This is a genomic window from Mycobacterium sp. E3198 (assembly GCF_001667015.1).
In the GTDB taxonomy this organism is placed as follows: Bacteria; Actinomycetota; Actinomycetes; order Mycobacteriales; family Mycobacteriaceae; genus Mycobacterium.
In genome coordinates this window covers 1-18,372 of record NZ_LZIS01000179.1, presented here as the reverse complement: position 1 = coordinate 18,372, position 18,372 = coordinate 1, and the positions used below count along the sequence as shown (strand labels likewise).

The window sequence follows — 18,372 nt, the reverse complement described above, 5'->3', positions numbered from 1 at the left end:
ACGGCCCTATACCGGGTTGAACGACGAAATCAGCCATCTGCCATCAGCTTTCGTCAGCGTGACCGACACGCTGCTGTTAGTGAAGGTCGGCTCCGGCCGATCCTTGCTCTGCGTGCTCTGGTTGACGAACAACAGCACGACGGCGGAATTGGGATGCAGATCCGACACCGCGGCCCGAAGGACCACCGCGGTGGTCTTCACCGCTTTCTGCTTGGCGGCCGGGGCGACGATCTGCTGGGTGAATTGGTCGTAGTAGGACAGGAAGTCGCCGGTCAAATGCGACTTCGCGGAGGAAAAGTCACGGTCGAGAGTGTCCGGGGAATACGACAGCACCGCCACCGTGCCCTCGCTCGCGGCCGCGATGGCCGACTTGGCGGCGCCCGCATCGGTCGCGCGGTCGGGCCGGTAGGAGAACCAGTACAGTCCGCCGAGCAGGGCCAGCGACGCGACCACGAGCACCGCGAGCACCGCAGGGACAACTTTTCCCGACGAGCGTTTCCTCGCCCGCGCGGCGAACCGCTTCAGGCGACCCGGCTCCTTGTCGTAGTCGACGGCATCGATGTCCTCGGCGTCGCCGGGCTTTTCGGCGTCAACCGTTTCCTCGACCTCTGCGACCTCCGCCGCTTCTTCGACTTCCGCGGTCTTTTGAGCCGATGTCTTGTCTGCGGTCACGGCACGAACTCGACTTTCGATATCTTGAGCTGGCCGCCGTCGCGTGCGACCGTCACGATCAGGCGATAGTTGCGCGGATCCTGCTTGGCGCCAGCAGCATTCGTGACCTCAGAGGTGGAGGCAACCAGCACCACCGCCGAATCCTTGGTCATCGAGTCCAGTTCCACGGCCGCGGCCTGCACGCTGCCCTGCGACACCACCTTCGACTGCTCCACCACCTTGGTGAAATCGTCGGCCATCTTCAGGAAGTCGTCCTTGAACGAGCCGGTGGAGTTCTCGAGGATGCGCTGCACCCCTTGCTTGGCATTGTTGAAGTCCAGCGACGTCAGGGTCACGACGCCCTGGCGCGCGGCGGCGACGAATTCGGCCGCACGCTGACGCTGCTGGACGGCGTCGTGATGCTTTTTGATCATGTAGCCGCTGCCCGCCAGCGCGCCGAGGATGACGAGGACCGCCAGGCCGGCGGCGAGCGTGGACCATTTGGGCCGGCGCACACGCCCGGACAGGCGCCGGCGGCGCGCGGGCTGCTCGGGTTCGGCGGAGGTATCCGCTTCGGCCTCCGCGGCCGGCTCGTCGGCCTCGACGGTTTCCGCATCGTCCGCGGCCTCGGTGGTGTCCACCTCCGCCCCGGACGGACCATCGGGCGCCTCGGTCTCCACGGATGCCGTCGCCTCCGGCTCGGCCGGTGCGGGGACCTCCGTGACGGTTTTCTCTGCGGCTTGCGTCTTGGCTTCGGCGAGTTCGGCCTCGCGGCGCAACTGGATCGCCCGGGCGCGGGCGCGCGCGGCGGCGGCGAGGGCCTCCGCTTCTTCGGCCTCGGCCTCGGCCTGTTCGGCCAGCGCCCGGATTTCGGCGGCAGTGCTTGGGGTTTCGTCCTCGTTCACCGGAACCGATTTTTCAGCGGCATTCTGGCGGGTCCCCCCGCTCACCGCTCACCAGCCCGAGAACAAGGCTGTTCGTGACTCAATGCCAAACTCCTCTACCCCTTGCCGTCGTGGCAAGTCTGCTTCTGGCCGTCGCCGTTGGGCAACCCTACTCGGGCCACGCGCCGGCGCGCGAGCACTTGGGCCGATATTCTTTCCGCCGCGAATGCCGTGACGACCAGGAGAGCCACGTTATCACCTTCTCCTGAGCGTTCCGCTCATTCCGCCGCGCCCTCGCTGTACAAACGCATAACAAGCTGTGGAAACGCGATTCTCTTATCCGGCATACGGCGGTGCCGCGGACCTACCTCAGCAAGTCCTTGACCACCTTGCCGGTGGCATTGAGCGGCAGCACGTCCACAAACCGCACCGAACGGGGCACCTTGAAACCGGCCATGCGTTCGCGGCACCAGCCGATCAATTCCTCAGCGCTGACAGGGTCTTTCGCGACGACGAAGGCCTTGCCCACCTGTCCGAGCCGCTCGTCGGGAACCCCGATGACCGCCGCCTGCGCCACGGCCGGGTGGTGCATCAGGAACCCTTCGATCTCGGCCGGGTAGGCGTTGAATCCGCCGACGATGAACATGTCCTTCTTGCGCCCCACGATGCGCAGCCGGCCCGCGTCGTCCAGGTTGCCCAGGTCCCCGGTGTGCAGCCAGCCGTCGGCGTCGATCGCGTCGGCGGTGGCGACGGGATCGTCGAGGTAGCCCTGCATGACGCCGTAGCCGCGGACCAACACCTCGCCGTCGTCGGCGATGCGCACCTCGACGCCGGCGCAGGGCAGGCCGGCGGTGGTGGCCACGTCCTCGAAGGAATCGCCGGGCCGGGACAGGGTCACGTTGCCGGCCTCGGTGAGGCCGTATCCGGTCATCAACGTCTGGAACGGCAATTCGCCGTGGATGCGACGGACCAGTTCGACGGGGATGTCGGCGGCGCCGGTCACGCCCGCCCGCAACGTCGACAGCTTGGCCTTATCGCGGACCGTCAGCAACGAGTGGTACAGCGTCGGCGGGCCGGGCAGCATCGTGATGCCTTCGCGGTCAATGAGATTCACCACCGCGTCGACGTCGAAGACCGCGACGGGCAGCATTGTCGCGCCGCGCAAAAAGGACGTGACGAGCCCGGCCTTCAGGCCGAACGTGTGAAAGTACGGGTTGATCTGCAGGTAGCGGTCGCCCTCGCGTAGGTCCGCGAGCGTCGCCCACTCCTCGTACATGCGCAGCGTCTGACCGTGGTTCATCATCGCGCCCTTCGAGCGGCCCGTCGTGCCCGAGGTGAAGATGATGTCCGAAATGTCGGTGCCCTCCACCGCCCGCTCGAACGGTGAACCGCTGGAAAGGAAGTCGGATTTCAGGTCGATGACCGGTATCCCCGCCGGCGCAACGTAGTCCTGGTCCAGAAACCCTTTTTGGACCAGCACGGCCTTGGCGCCGCTGCGCGCGATGACGTCGCCCGCTTCCTCGGTCTTGAACCGGGTGTTCACCGGCACCAGCACGCCGCCCGCGGTGAGCAGACCGAACGCGGCGACGATCCACTCGGCCGAATTCGGTGCCCAGATCGCGATCCGATCGCCCTTGTCGACGCCGAGGTCGGCGAAGGCTCCTGCGGCACAACGGATCCGCTCGACGACTTCGGTGAATGTCAAGCGCAGCGGACCGTCTACGACCGCTTCCGCGTCGCCGAAGCGGTCCGCCGCGCTCAAGACCATCTCGGGGATGGTCTGCCACGGAACGGGATCCGTCACACCGTGACGAGCCGACCGAGGTTGCCGCCCATGATCTTTGCCTGGTCGTCGACGGACAGGTGCGACAGCGCATTGACATAGAACGTCGGCTCGGCCAGCCCTTCGGGGTGCGGCCAGTCGGAGCCGTACAGCACCCGGTCCACGCCGACGAGGTTGACCAGATCGTCGATGCCGTCCTCGAAGAACGGGCTGACGTGGATGCGGCTCTTGACCATCTCGACGGGGTCGCTCGGGAAGACTTCCGGGGCCTTGCGAAAGACCTCGGCCAGGCCGTCCAGCAGCGGGGTCATCCACTTCGAGCCGGCCTCGACGATCGCGACCTTCAGCTTCGGGTGGCGGTAGAGCGCGCCGTGGATCACCCACGAGCCCACCGCGTCCTGGATCGGCCGCCACTCGTTGAGGATGCCCATCGCATTGGTCTGGAACGGCAGCATCTCCTGCTCGGCACCGTCCCACTCGGAGGTGTAGCGGGAGTAGCCGCTGTCGGACGAGTGCATGCCGACGAGCAGGTCGTGCTCGACGACCCGCTCCCAGAACGGGTCGAACTCGGGCACCGCGAACGAACGCGGGCCGCGGAAACCGGGCACGGGGGCCGGGCGGATAAGGATGCAGCGCGCACCGCGCTTGACCGCCCACTCCAGCTCCTCGATCGCCTTCTCGACGATCGGCAGGGTGATGACCGGCGTGGTGAAGATGCGGTTCTGGTAGTTGAAGCCCCAGACCTCGTCGAGCCATTCGTTCAGCGCATGGATCAGGACGTGGATGGCGACCGGGTCGTCGCGCAGCCGCTCCTCGAGCAGGCTGGCCAGCGTCGGGAACATCAGGGTGCGGTCCAGGCCCAGCTCGTTCATCTTCTCCAGCCGCGGGCCGGGCTCGAAGAACGCCGGGATCGCGCGCATCGGCTCGCCGAACAGCTCACGCTTGCTCTTGCCGTCCGGGTTGCCGTACTTGAAGTACTCCTCCCAGGCGCCCGGCCGGGCGACGACCTCGAAGGTCGGGTTGGGAATGTAGTTGCTGATGTGGCCGCGGATCGCGATCTTGGTGCGCCCGTTGATCTGCACGTACTGGACGAAGTCCTTGTACTCCTTGGGCAGGAACTTGGTCAGCGCCTCCGGCGGCTCGTAGAGATGGTTATCCGCGTCAAAGATCGGAAACGGGACGTCCTCCCGGTGCGACAACTGGCCCATGAAATCCTCCTTCGCAATTTATGAGAATAGTATTCTCTCCGGGCGGGCGACCGCAACGGGGGGCCCACCTTCGGGGGCTGGGGAGTGACAGTCAGCAGGTCGCGATGATTTTGAACGTCGCGGAAGCCGCTTCGCCCGGCTTGTCGGTCTTGTAGCCGTTGGCGGTGCCGGTGATCGTGAATTTGTCGCCGCTCAGGCTCATGTCCGCGTTGCCGCCGTCATGCGCCGAGTACATGCCGGTGAAGCCGCCCAGGTTTTGGATACGAACGGACTCGGCGGTCAGCGGCTCGGCTCGTTGATCGATCACCACCTTGGCGCCGGCGAAATCGCCGCCGATCTCGATCGTCCGGTACCACTCCAACTGACTGCACTTGACCACATGGATGTTCGCGTCGCTTCCGTTGACGGTCACCGATGCGGTGCTGGAGATGGGGGTTTGCGGCTTCGGGCTGCATGCACCGAGGCCGGTCACGGCAAGCGCCGCGGCCGCCACCGCCACGATTCGGTTACGCACCTGGGCACCTCGATCCTGCGCGACGAACTTCTGGACCTGCTGCGATGATGTTATTCTCGCCGAAAGAGAATGCCAATATCGGCAATTCGCGGCTTTTTCACTGGAGCGATAACGCATGGTGGACCTCGAGTTCGATGGTGGGCTGGCGGTGCTCACCATCGATCGCCCCCACGCGCGCAATGCCATCGCGCTCGACACCATGGAGCAGCTAGAGAAAGCGATCGACGCCGCGGCGGGCGCGCGGGCCCTCGTCGTCAAAGGCGCCGGCGACCGGGCGTTCGTCTCGGGCGGTGATCTCAAGGAGCTGAGCGCGCTGCGCACCGAGGAAGACGCCGCGGCGATGGCCAGGCGGATGCGGTCCATCTGCGATCAGCTGGCGGCGTTTCCGGCGCCGGTCGTCGCCGCCCTCAACGGCCATGCCTTCGGCGGCGGCGCCGAATTCGCCGTCGCCGCCGACATCCGGGTGGCCGCCGACGACATCAAGATCGCCTTCAATCAGGTGACGCTGGAGATCATGCCGGCCTGGGGCGGCGCCGAACGACTGGCCGCGATCGTCGGCAAGGGCAAGGCACTGCTGTTGGCGGGCACGGGAACGGCGCTCGACGCCGCGGAGGCGGAGCGCATCGGCCTGGTGGATCTGGTTTTTCCGCGCGCCTCGTTCGACGAGGGCTGGCGGTCGGTCGCCACGTCGCTGGCCCGCCATCCGGCGGCCGAGATAAAACGGGTAATCAGGGGCGTTTCCCCTGATGAAGCGATAGCATCCTTTGCACGGCTGTGGGTTGCCGACGCCCACTGGCAGGCCGCAGAGCGGGTGATGAACCGCACCGCCAGTCCGCGCCCGGCAGCCGAAGGAGCGACATGACCAGCACCGCGAAGAAACTGTTGGGCATCGGCTCGGCGCTGTTGCTGGGGCTGACGGGCCCGTTGGTGAGCCCCGGGCGGGCACACGCCGACCCGGTCTGGCATCAGGTCGTCTATGTCGTCACGGCCACCGCCCCGGCCTACGTCGACATCTTCTACCAGGATCAGGACCCGACGGTCTTCTCCGACTACAGCCACAACAACTACGCATTCACGCCGCAGGTCCACGCCGACGTCGGCCCCGATAAGCCCTGGGTTCAGCCGGTGAACCTGTTAAACCCCGAGCAGTGGGCGATGGTCACGGCCACCACCGGTCGTGAACCGCCGGCGCAGGGCGGCGTTCAATGCGACCTGTCGGTCGACGGCAAGGTCGTGGTGTCCAAGGTTGGACCCAAGGGCGCGCTCTGTTCGCTGCGCACCTGGTGAACCACCCAGGTGGGCGGCATCCCGGCAACGGGTTGCGGTTCGCCTTCCAGCCGGCGCAGATAACTCTCGACCAGCTCCAGGGTGTCGGCGTGCCCGCCGGATATGCCCACCGCCTGCTCGAGAACCAAAAACCGGGACAGGCTGGTCATCAGGACCGTCCAGACCACCGCCGGCACGTCCTCGCTTTCGGCGCCGTAACGCTGCAGCGCGGCGGCGACCGCCTGGCGTTGTTCCTCGCGGAAGCGTTCCGCGTAGTAAGCGATTTCGGCTCGCATCTCCTTGCGATGGTTGGCCAGCGCCATGAACTCCATCGAGATGCGGGTGAAGCCCGGGTCGGTGCCGAACCTCCACAAGGCCCACAGCGGCTGGGGGCATTGCAGCGCTCGCGCCTGCGCCTGCAGCCCTTCTTCGGCGCGGCGGCGGAAGACCTCGAGGAACAACTCGTCCATGGTGCGGAAGTAGTAGTGCACCAGTTGGGGTTTCAGGCCCGCGCGGCTGGCGAGGCGACGCGACGTGACGGCGGCGTAGCCCTCTTCGAGCATCAGCTGCTCGGCCGCGTCGAGCAGCAGGCCGCGGTTCTTCGCGTCCGGCGCCCCGATCCTGCGGGCCACGGAAGCAGGTGTCATGCCTTGACTCCGTACTCTCTGCGCACTCGCGACATCCCAGTGTCGACCATGCCTGATCGTAGCCAGACCGTCATGCCCCGGATGCGCGGCGATCTTGACCCTGACAATACCGTCATGCTAAGCAGGTGCTCAGCACTTCGTGGATAATGGATACCTGACTCGGGCGGCGCAGAGTCTCGCCGCCGACTCATCATTCGGCCGAGCGCCGCTCTTGGAGGCACGCACGACATGAGCAACTTCGACACGATCGACTTCTTCACCGATCAATCGCTGGTGCCCGATCCCCACCCGTACTTCGACTACCTGCGCGACCAGAACCCGGTGCTGCGACTGCCCCACCATGGGGTCGTCGCGGTCACCGGCTACGAAGAGGCCACCGAGGTCTATAAGGACCCCGACACCTTCTCGAACATCGTCGCGCTCGGCGGGCCCTTTCCCCCGCTGCCGTTCGCGCCCGAGGGCGACGACATCAGCCCCCAGATCGACGAGCACCGCAGCTACTTCCCGATGAACGAGCACATGGTGACCATGGATCCGCCGGACCACACCAAGGCCCGGTCGGTGCTGGCCAAGCTGCTCACCCCGAGCCGGCTCAAGCAGAACGAGGAGTTCATGTGGCGCCTCGCCGACCGCCAGCTCGACGAGTTTCTGGTCAACGGCGAGTGCGAGTTCATCAGCGAATACTCAAAGCCGTTCGCCACCTTGGTGATCGCCGATCTGCTCGGCGTCCCGGAGGAGGACCACAAGGAGTTCCGCGTGGTGTTGGGCGCCGACCGCCCCGACGCGCGGGTGGGCGCCCTCGACCATGAAAGCGTCGGCATCAACCCGCTCGAATGGCTCGACGACAAGTTCTGTTCCTACATCGAGGACCGGAGGCGGACACCGCGCAACGACGTGCTGACCTCCCTGGCGACGGCGAAATATCCGGACGGGTCCACACCCGAAGTCATCGACGTGGTCCGTTCCGCCACCTTCCTTTTCGCCGCCGGGCAGGAAACCACGGCCAAGCTGCTCAGCGCGGCGCTCCAGGTGATCGGCGACCGGCCGGACATCCAGCAACAGCTGCGCGACGACCGCAGCCTCATCCCGGGGTTCATCGAGGAATCGCTGCGGATGGACAGCCCGGTGAAAAGCGACTCCCGGTTGGCCCGCAAGGCCACCACGGTCGGTGGCGTCGAGATCGCCGCCGGCACCGTCGTCATGGTGCTGCCGGGCGCGGCCAACCGCGACCCACGGCGATTCGACAACCCGCACGAGTTCGACCTCCGCCGCAAGAACGTCCGCGAGCACATGGCGTTCGCCCGCGGCGTGCACTCGTGTCCGGGTGGGCCGCTCGCTCGGGTGGAGGGCCGGGTCTCCATCGAGCGCCTCCTGGACCGGATGGGCGACATCAAAATCGACGAGGTCAAACACGGGCCGGTCGACGCCCGCCGATACACCTACGAGCCGACGTACATCCTGCGCGGGCTCAGCGAACTGCACCTCACCTTCACGCCGAACGGCTAAGGCCCGCCACCGATCTGCTCGAAGATCCCGGAGAACTCGAACGGGGCCTGCGCGATTCCGCTGCCGTCGACGGCATCGACGGCGCCCAACGTGCCGGTGATGTCGCGCGGAAGCTCCCACTTGGGCGCTATCGGATCGCCATGCCGGCGAAGTAGCAGGCCAGCAGGCTCACCGCGATCAGGATCACCCAGGCGTCGGTGAGGCGGCACAGCAGGGCGGGCGCCTGCCTGACTTCCATGAACTCGCGAAAGATGATGCGCACCTTGATAACCGCGATCACGATGACGCTCGACGTGACCACCGCGCTGGGCGCGGCCGAACCGTCCGCCGCATGATCGATCACCAGGTATCCCAGGGTGAGCGACGCCAGCACCAGCCAGACGACCAACAGCCGTTTGTTGAAAGTGACCACCTTCTCACCTCACCACGTAGAGCAGCGCGAAGATCAGCACCCAGAGAAAATCGACGGTGTGCCAATAGGTGGCGCACGTTTCGATGATTTCCTGGGATCGGCGAGCGGGGCTGCGAAGTTGGTAGACGGCGATGCCGAGCACGACAAAGCCGATAACCAAGTGCACGAAGTGGATTCCGGTCAAAAAGAAGTAGTAGGTGAAGAAGTCGTTGCCCTCGAAGCCGTTTCCCATGCGGACCAGCCGGGCCCACTCGAACACCTTGAAACACAGGAATACGGCGGCGAACGCGGCTGTGAGGACGACGTCGCGCAGCGCCGCGCGGTAGCCGCCGGCCCTGGCCGACTGCACGCACCGCGCCACCGACCAGGAGCTCAGCAACAAGACCAACGTGTTGACGACCCCGATGCGCAGGTCGAGCTGCGCCTGCGAGTGCAAAAAGAGTTCCGGGTTTCGGCTGCGGTAGAACAGGTAGAAGCCGAAATACCCTGTGAAGATCAGCGTTTCGAACAGGACGAAGGCCCACATGTCGGGCTGGCCCGGGATGAACCTGGCGCGTGCGCTCTTGTTGGCCACCTCGGTCATCGCGCGGCCGCCGCTTTCCGCGGAAGCGGCCCGGTGCCGAAGTCCTCGCGCTGGATCATGCGGAACAGCATGACGATGAAAGTGACTTGGTAGACGCCGAACACGACCATGTCCAGCCACCAGGCGATCTGACCGTTCCACGCCAGCACACCGCGCCGGAAGATCCAGCACGGCGCCACCACGACCTCGGTGAGCGCGTTGCACAGGTTGAGGTAGCCGAACCACTTGGGGAAGACCCGATTCTTGTCGAGCAGTATCGCGGCCATCCAGATCAGCGAGCCGATCAGGAAGACCCCCATGGTTCCGTCGAAGGACAAGAAGGCGAAGTCGTAGAGCCAACCGAGGGCTTCAGGATCGCGGTCGGGTCGCAACGCACCCACGATCAGCGCGATGTTGAGCAGCAGCATGCCGGGAACGGCGCTGAGCGAGTAAATGATCAGATACGAATACGCGAACGCCGGGCTGACCGACATTCGCCGCATCGAGTAGGCGATCAGGGCATTGTTGATCGCGATCATGCCGCTGACGGCGAAGATGACGCCGAAGCCAACCGGTATACCGAGGTGGCGTTCGTGGAACCAGTGCACCTGCGTCGCGAGGTCCCAGGTGGGCTGCGGCGGCGGCTGGACCTGCGCGACGATGAAGAACACCGGGAAGAACAGGTTGTAGAAGACGACGAGTATGCCCCAGGCCAGCCACAGTTCGCGCTTGGGGCCGTGCCACAGGTGCCAGCCGATCCGGCGGTGCAGCGGGCCCGGAGGCGGCGCGGCCGCGGATGGAGTCATCGTCACCGCGCTCATGCGACGACGAGTTCCGCGCCGCCCCGGCGGTATTCGGCACGCTCTCGATAGACGGCCTGGCCCAGCGTGACGCCCATCACGACGATCCACACCGCAATCGCAACGTTTTTCACCCAGAAGGACAGCAAGCCGTCCCAGGCCAGCGGGCCGGTCAGGGCCACGCCGACGAATGCCGCGGGCACCAGCGCGGCCGCGACGAGCAGGTTGAAGTGGGCCACCCAGCGCTTGAAGACCGGGCGCGGCTGATCGTCGAAATAGATTGCCAGGGCGAGAATCACGCTCTGCCCGATCAGGAACGGCACCAGGATCGTGAAGGTTATCCAGGCGAAGTCGTTGAGCAGCTGGGTCAGCTCCGGGCTGCGCTCGGTGCGGAAGGCGGCCAGCAACCAGCAGACGTTGGCGACGAGGAAAAGGGTGGGACCGCCGGCCACGCAGCCCAGCATCGCGTAGGAGAAGATCGGCGTCCGGTGCGCCATCCTGCGGATCTGCAACACGATCAGGGCCAGGATCGGCACCAGGCATACGCCGAACCAGTTGAACACGATCATGCTGTAGCGGATCGCCGGGAGGTGGGCCGGATCGCGGTAGAACGCGGCAACCTGCTCCGCCGACATCGTGGGCGACATCGGTGGCGTGAAGCCCGGGAAGAGCAGGAACGCGCCGATCCAGATCAGCACGGTCACCGGCAGTGTCCACAACAGGATCAGCTCACCGTCGATGCGCCGCAATGCCTTTCGCGGAGGGCCGGGGGTGTGGTCGGCGCCGATGCCGGTCATAGTCAGCGAAACTAGCCGATCGGCTACCCGGGGTCAATAGCCGATCGGCTACGCTGCCGGTGTGGTTTCCCCGCAGACCAAGAGCCGGTTTCGCTTCATCACGCGCAGTCCCGCGCAGACCCGCATCCTCGACGCCGCGCTGCAGCTGATCGCCGAGCACGGCGTCGGCGGAACCTCGCTGCAGATGATCGCGGATGCCATCGGGGTCACCAAGGCCGCCGTCTACCACCAGTTCAGGACCAAGGAGCAGATCGTCATCGCGCTCACGGAGCGCGAGCTCGGGGGCCTCGAGGAGGCGCTCGAGGCCGCGGAGGCGCACGACCAGCGGAGCAGGGCGCGGGAGGTGCTGCTCGATCGGGTCATCGAGGTCGCCGTCGAGAGACGCGGCGCCGCAAGCACCCTGCAGTTCGATCCCGTCGTCGTGCGGTTGCTGGGCGAGCACGAACCGTTCCAGCAATTCATCCAGCGGCTGTACGGCGTGCTGCTCGCCGACGCCGCCGAGGACGCGCGGGTCGCGGCGGCGATGCTGTCGGGCGCAATCGCGGTCGGGGTGGTGTCACCCCTGGTGGCCGACATCGAGGACGACGCCCTGCGCGCGCAGGTGGGTCGCATCACACGCCGGCTGATCGACGCGGCCGACTGACGCCCGTTGCACCGATTTTCCTGGTCCGGTTCCGGCGCGCTCGGGTACGGTTCTCCCATGAGCAAAGTCGCGCGTTTCGCTGCCGCAGCGGTCATGGCCACCACCGGCTTCGCACTGGTCAGCGTGGGCACCGCAGCGGGCGCTCACGCCGACAACCCGCCCTGGCCGTTCGTCGGATACCACTGGTGCCCGGGCCAGCCGTTCGACCCGGCGTGGGGGCCGCAGTGGGATCCGACCACGTGCCACGACGCGCACCACCGGGACAGGGACGGCACGGTCCACAACGGGGATTACTGGGGGCCCAGCCCCTTCCAGGACTGGCCGGAGATTCCGAACACGCGACCGTAAATCCCGCCGCCAACCGGACTCAGGTGTCGCCGCGCTCCCAAACCTGCGTTCCGTCGTGCGCGTTGCACACCAGGAACAGGCCATCCGGTGCCTGCGCAACGTAGTACTCCGGGTAGTCGACGCACGACGAGCCCTCGACCTTGACGCCGGCCATCGGCGGCGACCGGAACCAGCGGGGCTCGTACCGCCTCGGCGAGCCGCAGAACATCAGGCGTCCCGGCTGCGTGGCGAAAGACACGTAATAGTCGGCGGTCCCGAACACGTAGTACGTGGTGTTGTCGCACGGCGCACCGAGCACCCGGTGCGGCATGATGCCGGGCGTGCAGTCCGGATAATCGCAATTAACCGGTGCGGCGCTCGCCGGTGGCGCCGACAGGACGCAGAGGCCTTGCAAGAGGCCTAAGCATGCGGCGGCCGCTGCCACGATGAATCGCACGGGATTACTTTAAATTACTCGGCCCACCTCTGGGAATAGAATTCTCCGGGCTCGAGAAGATACGCATCCAATTCCATCGTCGCCGCCGCCGGCATGCCCATCTCGCAGTGATAATGTGGCTCTCCTGTAGGCGCGGACGAGGAGGTGATCCAGTGCCTCGGCGCAAGCTTCCCGCTGGGGCCACCGACGCCGGCGATCGACTCACGGTGGCCCCGTCGCCGTCTCCGTCGGTCACTGAGATCCCGGAAGCCGCCGAAGTCGCCGAGGCACAGGCCCGTGCCGAGGCCGCTCGCGCCCGGGCCGTGCGCCTGCGCCAACAGCTCGAGGCGGCGCCGAGCGATCAGGACGGCGCCGGCGCCGAGGAGACCGACGCGACGCCGACGCGCCGGTGGCGGCCGCGCCGCCCAAGCCGGAAGGCGTTGGCCGCGGTCGCGGCGGTTGGGGTCGTCTGCGCCTCCCTGGCGGGCAGCGGGTATCTGGTGTGGCATCATCGCGGCGTCGAGCAGCAAAGGCAGCGCAGCGCGGAGTTCGCCGGGGCCGCCCGCAACGCCATCGTGACGATGATGACGATCCACGCGACCAAGGCGCGAGAAGATCTGCAGCGCTTCGTCGACGATACGACCGGGACATTCAAACTCAGCATCCTGATGGGCGGCGAGGACGCCGTCAAGGCGGTCGAGCAGTCCAAGGTCAACTCCACGGGCACGGTGCAAGCCGCCGCCGTGCAGTCCATGAGCCAGGATTCCGCGGTCGTCCTGGTCGCGGCGAAATCCGAGATCACCAAACCCGGTCAGCCCAAGCCGGAATCGCGGTCGATGCGCATCGTCGTCACCATCCAACGCGACGCCGGGCAGCTGAAGATTTCGCGACTCGAGTTCGTCCCGTGACGGTCGACAGCGCAGCGCCCACAGACGCGGCCCAGCAACCGTCGCCCAATCGTGGAACCCGGGCGATCGGGCGCTGGACGCGTCGTCTCCTGGCGCGGTGGCGCCCAATACTGTTGACGCTTTTGCTGATTGCCGCCCTGGGTAACGCGGCGCGGATTTTCTACTTCGATTACCGCCCGGATGTGCAGATGGACCGCGCCGCGGCGCGCCAGGTCACCAAGGCTGCCAGCGAGGGCGCGGTGGCGCTGCTGTCGTACTCGCCGGAGACTCTCGAGCGGGATGTCGCCGGCGCCAGATCGCGGCTCACCGAGGATTATCTGGCCTACTACCAACGGTTCGTCGACCAGGTTGTGGGCCCATCGGCGCAGCGCGGCCAGGTCACGACGACGGCCACCGTGGTCAAGGCCGCGGTGTCGGAACTGCAGCCGAATTCGGCTGTAGTGCTTGTCTTCATCAGGCAGAAGACCACGAGCAAGGCGAAGCCGGAACCGGTGGTGACGTCGAGCGGCCTGAAGGTTGCGATGGCGAAGGTAAAGGGATCGTGGCTCATCGACAAATTCGATGTCCTATGAGCGCACCGGCTGCGCATCATCTAAACCATTCCGTGATACGCGGGGGCGGTGTTAGTCTGTGAATTCGATTCGCTTGGAATTGGCGATATTCAGGGCGTCAAGGAGCACACGATGCGTCCGATAAATTTGGCGATAAGCGCAACCGTGTTGACCGTCGGCGTGGCCGGCGGCGTGGGCGCGGCGCCGTCGGCATGGGCCTACGACCCTTCCATCAACGGCAAGTACACCGCCACCGTGATCGGCGACTGGGCACGGACGAACGAGGTGTTTCACCAGGAGCCGGTGGTGCGGAGCACCTGGACCATCACCACGTCGTGCTCCACTGCGTACCGGTGCGACGGCGAGGTCGTCAGCGACCAGGGCTGGACCGCACCGATATTCATGAACGAGGGCTCCACCTGGTTCGTCAAACGCGACATTCCGAACTGGACGACCTGCCCCGACGGCACCTCGTTCGCCGGTCACGACGTCATCCATTTCTATCCCGCCAACCCGGACACCGGCGAGAAAGTGCTGGGATCGCCGGTTCTGGCCGGACGGGAACAGACGTCCGGTCCCAGTGGCGCCTGCGGTACCAACAAGCCGCTCTACATCGACCAGCCGTTCCGGCTGGACAAAATTGGCTGATCCGCCTCAGCTGACCTGACGGCCCGGCGCCGGGGTCACGTCGCGAACATGTCCTTCCACGACTTCGGCGCCTTGGGCGTCGTGGGCGCGGCCAGATCCGACTGACGATAGACCTGGCCGTCCGGCGTCACGTAGGTGCCGTTGTGCGGGTTGTACTGGGCGATCGCCACTGATGGACCGGGCTGAGACTCGGTGCGCCCGAACGCACTTGGCGCCGCCGACGGTGCCGCGGGCGGTTCCGCCGGCGGCGCGCTGGCCGCTGCGGGCGGGGGTGCCCCGGCGGGGGACGCGGGAACATCGATCGGCGCGATGGGTGACACCTCGCCCATTTGCGCCAACGGGCTGATCGGCGCCGCGGGGGGCGGCAACGCCGATCCCGGCGGCGTTCCCCGCGGAACGGCGCCCGGGGGAAGCGGCGTTCCCTCCACCGGCCCGAAGATCCGTTCGCGGTTCCAGTTGACCCGGTCGTCGGGTGGGATGCCCTGGGCGATGAGGTTCGGGTCGAGCGGGTAGGTGCCGAAGACGTGCTGTCGCATCGCCAACGGCTGGAAAGGCTTGTCGCTCTCGCAGATTTCGACGGTCGGCGCGCGTTTACCGGGCTGCCCCATGCAGGGATAGTTGCGGGCACCGCGCACCGCGATTGGTGAATCCTGCGGCAGCTTGCAGTACAGCCCGTCCGGGGTGTCGACGGTGCGGGTGTCGGCCGGAGAACGCCATTGACTCGGCGGCAGGAAGCCGACCGTGCACGCGGGCGGGTCGCTGACGATGAGGTTGAATGCGCCCGTGGCCAACCCCGTCGGCGACTTCGTGCCGATGAACGACTGAATCGCAGCGGTGAACGGCGGCAGCAGAACCAAGATCTGTTCTAGGGAAGCGTGATACGTGACGCCAATCTGGCCGATCGTGGTGAGGTTCGCGAGCAGCACCGGCAGCGTCGGTTTGATCTGGTCGAGCAGCCGCGACGCCTCGTCCAACGCGCCCGGCCCCCGTTGCAACAGGGTGCGGAACTGCGGGTCGTCCTTCGCCAGCTCCCCGCTGAATCCCGCCAGGCTCCGCGCCCACGTTCGGATCGAATCCGCGGTCTGGGCCTGCGCGTTCAAGAACGGCCCGGTGTCTTCGGTCAGGCTCCGTGTCCGGTCGGCGACGCCATTGAGGTCACCCGAGAGCCGTGACGAACTGTCGAACAGCGACCCGAAATCGTAACCGGCGCCGTTGAATGCGTCGAACGACTCGTCGAGCAGTTGCCCGAGCTTGCCCTTGGGGATGCTGTTGATCAACTTGCTGGACTGGTCGAGCACGGGACCGATCGGCTGGGGGATCGTGGTGTCGTTCATGGCGATCACCGAGCCGTCGTGGAGGTAGGGCGCCGAGTCGTTGCGGGGCCGCAGATCGACGTAATACTCGCCGACCGCCGAGATGCTCAGCACCTCGGCTTTCAGGTCCGCCGGAATCTTCGGCGAAGTATCAAGGGACAGCGTGGCTTTCGCGCCGTCGGGGGTGAGCCCCACCGAGGTCACCTTGCCGATCTGCACCCCGCGGTAGGTCACGTTGGAAAAGCGGTACAGGCCACCGGTGGCCGGCAGTTTCAACGTGACGGTCATCTTGCCGATGCCGAGCAGGGTCGGCGCCTGGATGTACCACAACACCATGACGACCACACCGATGATCCCGACGATCGTGAAGATCGCCAACTGGATACGGACGAAGCGGGTCAGCATCTACGAGCCCCCGTCCGTCGGCGTCGCGCCGGGCACCGGGCCGCTCTGGTCGGCCGGTGGCGCGGCACCGCCGGGTGGCACCGGGCCGGGCAACGACGACGGCCCCTTCTGCGCATCAGGACCGAGCCACGTCAAGCCCGCGATCAACGGTGACACCGGCGGCGGCGGAGCCGCGGGCTGCGGGGCGTCTCCCGACTGTGGGTTGACCGGCGCCGGCGGCGCGGACGGCGGCGGTCCCGGCAGCGGGCGCCCCCAGGGCGGCGGCGGCCCGAACGGCGCCGGTTCGCCCACCGGCCCGGGCGCCGAAACTCCACCGGGCGCCCCGGGCGGTGCACCGAACTTGAATTGCAGGTATTCCGGATCCGCGGGCCCGGGCACTGCCTCCGCGCCGATCCGCTCCCAGTGGGTGCCGCGCAGGATGCCCTTGCGCAGACCGGCGTTCGTCAAATCGATGATGAAATACCCGTTGAGATAGTCACCCCGGATGTACCGGTCGATGATGCTCTGGGTCCACGGGAACGTCGGCGCGTAGGCAATGGCCGCGTCGAGATCCGGCCCGACGTCGGCGAGGGCACCGAGTGCCGGCGCGAGATTCTTCAGGTTGCGCACCAAGTCGTCGCCCGCGTCGTTGACGAGCCGGGTCGCAGTGTTGCTGAACGTCCCGAGCTTGTTCAGCGCGGTCGTGATGCGCGGGCGCTCCTTGATGAGCACGTCGAGTGCGGGCGGAATCTTGTTCAGCGCCTGGGTGATCACGTCCCGTTGGGCGGCGAACGTGCCCGACAGGCGGTTCAGCGCCCGTATCGACGACACGAGGTTGTCGCGCTGCTGGTCGAGTGTGCCCACGAACCTGTCCAACCGCTCGAGGAGATCGCGAACCGCGCCTTCGTTTCCGGACAGGGCGGCGTTGAAATTGTGGATGATGTCCCCGAACTGGCCCAGCCCCCCGGCGTTGAGGACAACCGACAGCGACGACAGGGTCTGTTCGGTCGAGGGATAAGTGGTCGACCGGTTCAGCGGGATCGTGGCGCCCGGTTGCAGCCGCCCGGTGCCCTGCTGGCCCAGCGGCGGGTTCAGCGCCAGGTGCATGGATCCCAGCAGGCTGGTCTGGCCGACGCTTGCCACCGCGTTGGCGGGGATCACCGTGCCCGGCCGCACCGAGATTTCGACGTCGGCGTGCCACCCGCGCACCGTCATCTTGCTGATGCTGCCGACGATGACATCGTCGACCATCACCGGCGAATTCGGTTCCATCGTCACGACGTTGGCGAGTTCCACGTGATAGGTGGTGGCGCCCGGACCTCGCCCGACCGCGCCGGGCAGCGGCAGCGAGTTCAGGCCGTTGAACGCGCAGCCGCTCACGGCGAGCACGACGCAGCAGCCGATGCCGAGCAGGCGCCGTATCGCGATCCGCGCGGTCATGGTTGCGCTCCTTCACCCGGCAGCAGCATGTCCTGAAGGTTCGCCGGCGGGGCCGGTGGCGGCGAGGACGCCGGCGGCGCGGCCGGCGGTGGGGCCGGCGGCGGTTCGGCCGGCTGGGGCTCCGGCATCGCCGCTCCGGGAATCCGCCCGAGCGGCACCGAACCCGGCGGCCCGACGGGGTCACCCGGCAGCCCCGTGTACGCGGACACGGCCGGCGGCAGCAAGGGCGGGCCGGGCCGGGGGCCCTCCCCGCCGGGCTTCAGCCGGTCCTCGCTGTACCGAACGTTTTCCGGGGCAAACGACGGGGCCAGGATCGGGTTGACCGGAATCGGGAGATAGTTGAAGTTGACGATGAAGTTCGGGTTGAACACCTTCAACGCCGGGCTCAGGTACAGGCCGCACAGCTTGCCCGTCTCGACGGCGGTGACGTTCTCGATGGCCCCGATACCTGAGCACCAGGCATACGTCGGGTTGGTGAAGTTCTGCAGGCCCACCCCGCCGCGGATGTTCCCGGAGTCCGGGTCGTAGGCGTTGTAGGCGTTGGCCAGCGCGGTCGGCGAGGTGCAGCGGTTCATCGCGGGCAGTCGTGATGCGACCTCCGAACAGGTCTCGCGGTTGGCCGACCTGACGCAGATACTCGTTGACCAGAAGATGGCGTTGAAAAACGTGCTGCACATCTCGCCGACCGCGCT

General features: G+C 66.7%; 22 protein-coding genes and 1 pseudogene. 9 read left to right on the top strand and 14 right to left on the bottom strand.

What is annotated here, in order from left to right; translation table 11 throughout:
• Positions 1-6: 6 nt before the first annotated feature.
• The 5 genes from A5673_RS19400 to A5673_RS19380 all read right to left on the bottom strand — a co-directional run bounded on the left by A5673_RS19400 (position 7) and on the right by A5673_RS19380 (position 5,040).
• A complete protein-coding gene (locus A5673_RS19400) occupies positions 7-693 on the bottom strand; it encodes a twin-arginine translocation pathway signal (RefSeq protein WP_231971143.1) in 687 nt (228 codons plus the stop codon).
• Positions 669-1,556 (bottom strand): hypothetical protein, encoded by an 888-nt coding sequence (locus A5673_RS19395; protein ID WP_231971141.1) that lies wholly within the window; start codon positions 1,554-1,556, stop codon positions 669-671. Before A5673_RS19395 ends, A5673_RS19400 begins: the two co-directional genes overlap by 25 nt.
• Positions 1,557-1,899: 343 nt before the next feature.
• Complete coding sequence (locus A5673_RS19390; protein ID WP_082958840.1) at positions 1,900-3,339, bottom strand: FadD3 family acyl-CoA ligase; 1,440 nt, start codon at positions 3,337-3,339, stop codon at positions 1,900-1,902.
• Entirely contained in the window at positions 3,336-4,526 is a 1,191-nt protein-coding gene (locus A5673_RS19385; protein WP_068235952.1) for an amidohydrolase family protein, read from the bottom strand. The genes A5673_RS19390 and A5673_RS19385 overlap by 4 nt, the downstream gene beginning before the upstream one ends.
• A gap of 91 nt (positions 4,527-4,617) precedes the next feature.
• Positions 4,618-5,040 carry a lipoprotein LpqH gene (locus A5673_RS19380; RefSeq protein WP_068235951.1) on the bottom strand — a complete coding sequence of 141 codons (423 nt, stop codon included), beginning with the start codon at positions 5,038-5,040 and terminating at the stop codon, positions 4,618-4,620.
• 115 nt (positions 5,041-5,155) lie between these two features.
• On the opposite strand from A5673_RS19380, the gene A5673_RS19375 reads away from it, so the two are divergent.
• Positions 5,156-5,902: an enoyl-CoA hydratase/isomerase family protein gene (locus tag A5673_RS19375; protein ID WP_068235950.1), complete on the top strand. Its 747-nt coding sequence runs from the start codon at positions 5,156-5,158 to the stop codon at positions 5,900-5,902.
• Positions 5,899-6,327, top strand: coding sequence for a hypothetical protein (locus A5673_RS19370; RefSeq protein WP_068235948.1), 429 nt, complete (start codon positions 5,899-5,901; stop codon positions 6,325-6,327). Before A5673_RS19375 ends, A5673_RS19370 begins: the two co-directional genes overlap by 4 nt.
• Here A5673_RS19370 and A5673_RS19365 read toward each other — a convergent pair.
• Positions 6,243-6,953 (bottom strand): TetR/AcrR family transcriptional regulator, encoded by a 711-nt coding sequence (locus A5673_RS19365; protein WP_068235945.1) that lies wholly within the window; start codon positions 6,951-6,953, stop codon positions 6,243-6,245. The two genes, A5673_RS19370 and A5673_RS19365, sit on opposite strands and share 85 nt — an antisense overlap.
• A 228-nt stretch (positions 6,954-7,181) precedes the next feature.
• Here A5673_RS19365 and A5673_RS19360 point away from each other — a divergent pair, with 228 nt between their 5' ends.
• Positions 7,182-8,459 carry a cytochrome P450 gene (locus A5673_RS19360; protein WP_068235942.1) on the top strand — a complete coding sequence of 426 codons (1,278 nt, stop codon included), beginning with the start codon at positions 7,182-7,184 and terminating at the stop codon, positions 8,457-8,459.
• 127 nt (positions 8,460-8,586) lie between these two features.
• Here the strand turns inward: A5673_RS19360 and A5673_RS19355 are convergent, their stop codons facing one another.
• The 4 genes from A5673_RS19355 to A5673_RS19340 are packed head-to-tail and all read right to left on the bottom strand — an operon-like array spanning position 8,587 to position 11,030.
• Complete coding sequence (locus A5673_RS19355; protein ID WP_068235939.1) at positions 8,587-8,871, bottom strand: cytochrome C oxidase subunit IV family protein; 285 nt, start codon at positions 8,869-8,871, stop codon at positions 8,587-8,589.
• A 4-nt stretch (positions 8,872-8,875) separates the two neighbouring features.
• Positions 8,876-9,454: a cytochrome c oxidase subunit 3 family protein gene (locus A5673_RS19350; protein ID WP_068235937.1), complete on the bottom strand. Its 579-nt coding sequence runs from the start codon at positions 9,452-9,454 to the stop codon at positions 8,876-8,878.
• Positions 9,451-10,254, bottom strand: a complete 804-nt coding sequence (locus tag A5673_RS19345) for a hypothetical protein (RefSeq protein ID WP_068235935.1) — start codon at positions 10,252-10,254, stop codon at positions 9,451-9,453. The genes A5673_RS19350 and A5673_RS19345 overlap by 4 nt, the downstream gene beginning before the upstream one ends.
• Positions 10,251-11,030: a hypothetical protein gene (locus A5673_RS19340; protein WP_068235932.1), complete on the bottom strand. Its 780-nt coding sequence runs from the start codon at positions 11,028-11,030 to the stop codon at positions 10,251-10,253. Before A5673_RS19340 ends, A5673_RS19345 begins: the two co-directional genes overlap by 4 nt.
• A gap of 61 nt (positions 11,031-11,091) precedes the next feature.
• On the opposite strand from A5673_RS19340, the gene A5673_RS19335 reads away from it, so the two are divergent.
• Positions 11,092-11,673 carry a TetR/AcrR family transcriptional regulator gene (locus tag A5673_RS19335; protein WP_068235929.1) on the top strand — a complete coding sequence of 194 codons (582 nt, stop codon included), beginning with the start codon at positions 11,092-11,094 and terminating at the stop codon, positions 11,671-11,673.
• Between the two features lie 57 nt (positions 11,674-11,730).
• A complete protein-coding gene (locus tag A5673_RS19330; RefSeq protein WP_068235923.1) occupies positions 11,731-12,021 on the top strand; it encodes a hypothetical protein in 291 nt (96 codons plus the stop codon).
• 19 nt (positions 12,022-12,040) lie between these two features.
• On the opposite strand, the gene A5673_RS19325 is transcribed toward A5673_RS19330, so the two are convergent.
• Positions 12,041-12,457, bottom strand: a complete 417-nt coding sequence (locus A5673_RS19325) for a hypothetical protein (protein WP_068235921.1) — start codon at positions 12,455-12,457, stop codon at positions 12,041-12,043.
• Between the two features lie 152 nt (positions 12,458-12,609).
• Here A5673_RS19325 and A5673_RS19320 point away from each other — a divergent pair, with 152 nt between their 5' ends.
• The 3 genes from A5673_RS19320 to A5673_RS19310 all read left to right on the top strand — a co-directional run bounded on the left by A5673_RS19320 (position 12,610) and on the right by A5673_RS19310 (position 14,543).
• Positions 12,610-13,344 carry a hypothetical protein gene (locus A5673_RS19320; protein WP_231971139.1) on the top strand — a complete coding sequence of 245 codons (735 nt, stop codon included), beginning with the start codon at positions 12,610-12,612 and terminating at the stop codon, positions 13,342-13,344.
• Positions 13,341-13,916 (top strand): twin-arginine translocation pathway signal, encoded by a 576-nt coding sequence (locus A5673_RS19315; RefSeq protein WP_231971138.1) that lies wholly within the window; start codon positions 13,341-13,343, stop codon positions 13,914-13,916. The genes A5673_RS19320 and A5673_RS19315 overlap by 4 nt, the downstream gene beginning before the upstream one ends.
• Before the next feature lie 111 nt (positions 13,917-14,027).
• Positions 14,028-14,543 carry a hypothetical protein gene (locus A5673_RS19310; protein WP_068235910.1) on the top strand — a complete coding sequence of 172 codons (516 nt, stop codon included), beginning with the start codon at positions 14,028-14,030 and terminating at the stop codon, positions 14,541-14,543.
• 35 nt (positions 14,544-14,578) lie between these two features.
• Here A5673_RS19310 and A5673_RS19305 read toward each other — a convergent pair whose 3' ends face one another.
• From A5673_RS19305 to A5673_RS29635, 3 genes are read right to left on the bottom strand one after another with little or no spacing between them, the layout of a single operon-like run.
• Positions 14,579-16,261 carry an MCE family protein gene (locus tag A5673_RS19305; protein WP_068235908.1) on the bottom strand — a complete coding sequence of 561 codons (1,683 nt, stop codon included), beginning with the start codon at positions 16,259-16,261 and terminating at the stop codon, positions 14,579-14,581.
• Positions 16,262-17,680 (bottom strand): MCE family protein, encoded by a 1,419-nt coding sequence (locus A5673_RS19300; RefSeq protein ID WP_082958839.1) that lies wholly within the window; start codon positions 17,678-17,680, stop codon positions 16,262-16,264.
• A complete protein-coding gene (locus tag A5673_RS29635) occupies positions 17,677-18,255 on the bottom strand; it encodes a hypothetical protein (RefSeq protein ID WP_068235906.1) in 579 nt (192 codons plus the stop codon). The genes A5673_RS19300 and A5673_RS29635 overlap by 4 nt, the downstream gene beginning before the upstream one ends.
• Between A5673_RS29635 and A5673_RS30105 the strand changes: the two are divergent.
• A pseudogene (locus A5673_RS30105) lies at positions 18,221-18,372 on the top strand (mammalian cell entry protein); the annotation flags it as partial. The gene A5673_RS29635 and the pseudogene A5673_RS30105 sit on opposite strands and share 35 nt — an antisense overlap.

Bases quoted from the DNA above. Each gene is read 5' to 3' on its own strand.
- A5673_RS19350 (WP_068235937.1), bottom strand. From the start codon at position 9,454: ATGACCGAGGTGGCCAACAAGAGCGCACGCGCCAGGTTCATCCCGGGC.
- A5673_RS19375 (WP_068235950.1), top strand. From the start codon at position 5,156: ATGGTGGACCTCGAGTTCGATGGTGGGCTGGCGGTGCTCACCATCGAT.
- A5673_RS19370 (WP_068235948.1), top strand. From the start codon at position 5,899: ATGACCAGCACCGCGAAGAAACTGTTGGGCATCGGCTCGGCGCTGTTG.
- A5673_RS19310 (WP_068235910.1), top strand. From the start codon at position 14,028: ATGCGTCCGATAAATTTGGCGATAAGCGCAACCGTGTTGACCGTCGGC.
- A5673_RS29635 (WP_068235906.1), bottom strand. From the start codon at position 18,255: ATGAACCGCTGCACCTCGCCGACCGCGCTGGCCAACGCCTACAACGCC.
- A5673_RS19300 (WP_082958839.1), bottom strand. From the start codon at position 17,680: ATGACCGCGCGGATCGCGATACGGCGCCTGCTCGGCATCGGCTGCTGC.
- A5673_RS19365 (WP_068235945.1), bottom strand. From the start codon at position 6,953: ATGACACCTGCTTCCGTGGCCCGCAGGATCGGGGCGCCGGACGCGAAG.
- A5673_RS19340 (WP_068235932.1), bottom strand. From the start codon at position 11,030: ATGACCGGCATCGGCGCCGACCACACCCCCGGCCCTCCGCGAAAGGCA.
- A5673_RS19330 (WP_068235923.1), top strand. From the start codon at position 11,731: ATGAGCAAAGTCGCGCGTTTCGCTGCCGCAGCGGTCATGGCCACCACC.
- A5673_RS19345 (WP_068235935.1), bottom strand. From the start codon at position 10,254: ATGAGCGCGGTGACGATGACTCCATCCGCGGCCGCGCCGCCTCCGGGC.
- A5673_RS19305 (WP_068235908.1), bottom strand. From the start codon at position 16,261: ATGCTGACCCGCTTCGTCCGTATCCAGTTGGCGATCTTCACGATCGTC.
- A5673_RS19385 (WP_068235952.1), bottom strand. From the start codon at position 4,526: ATGGGCCAGTTGTCGCACCGGGAGGACGTCCCGTTTCCGATCTTTGAC.
- A5673_RS19360 (WP_068235942.1), top strand. From the start codon at position 7,182: ATGAGCAACTTCGACACGATCGACTTCTTCACCGATCAATCGCTGGTG.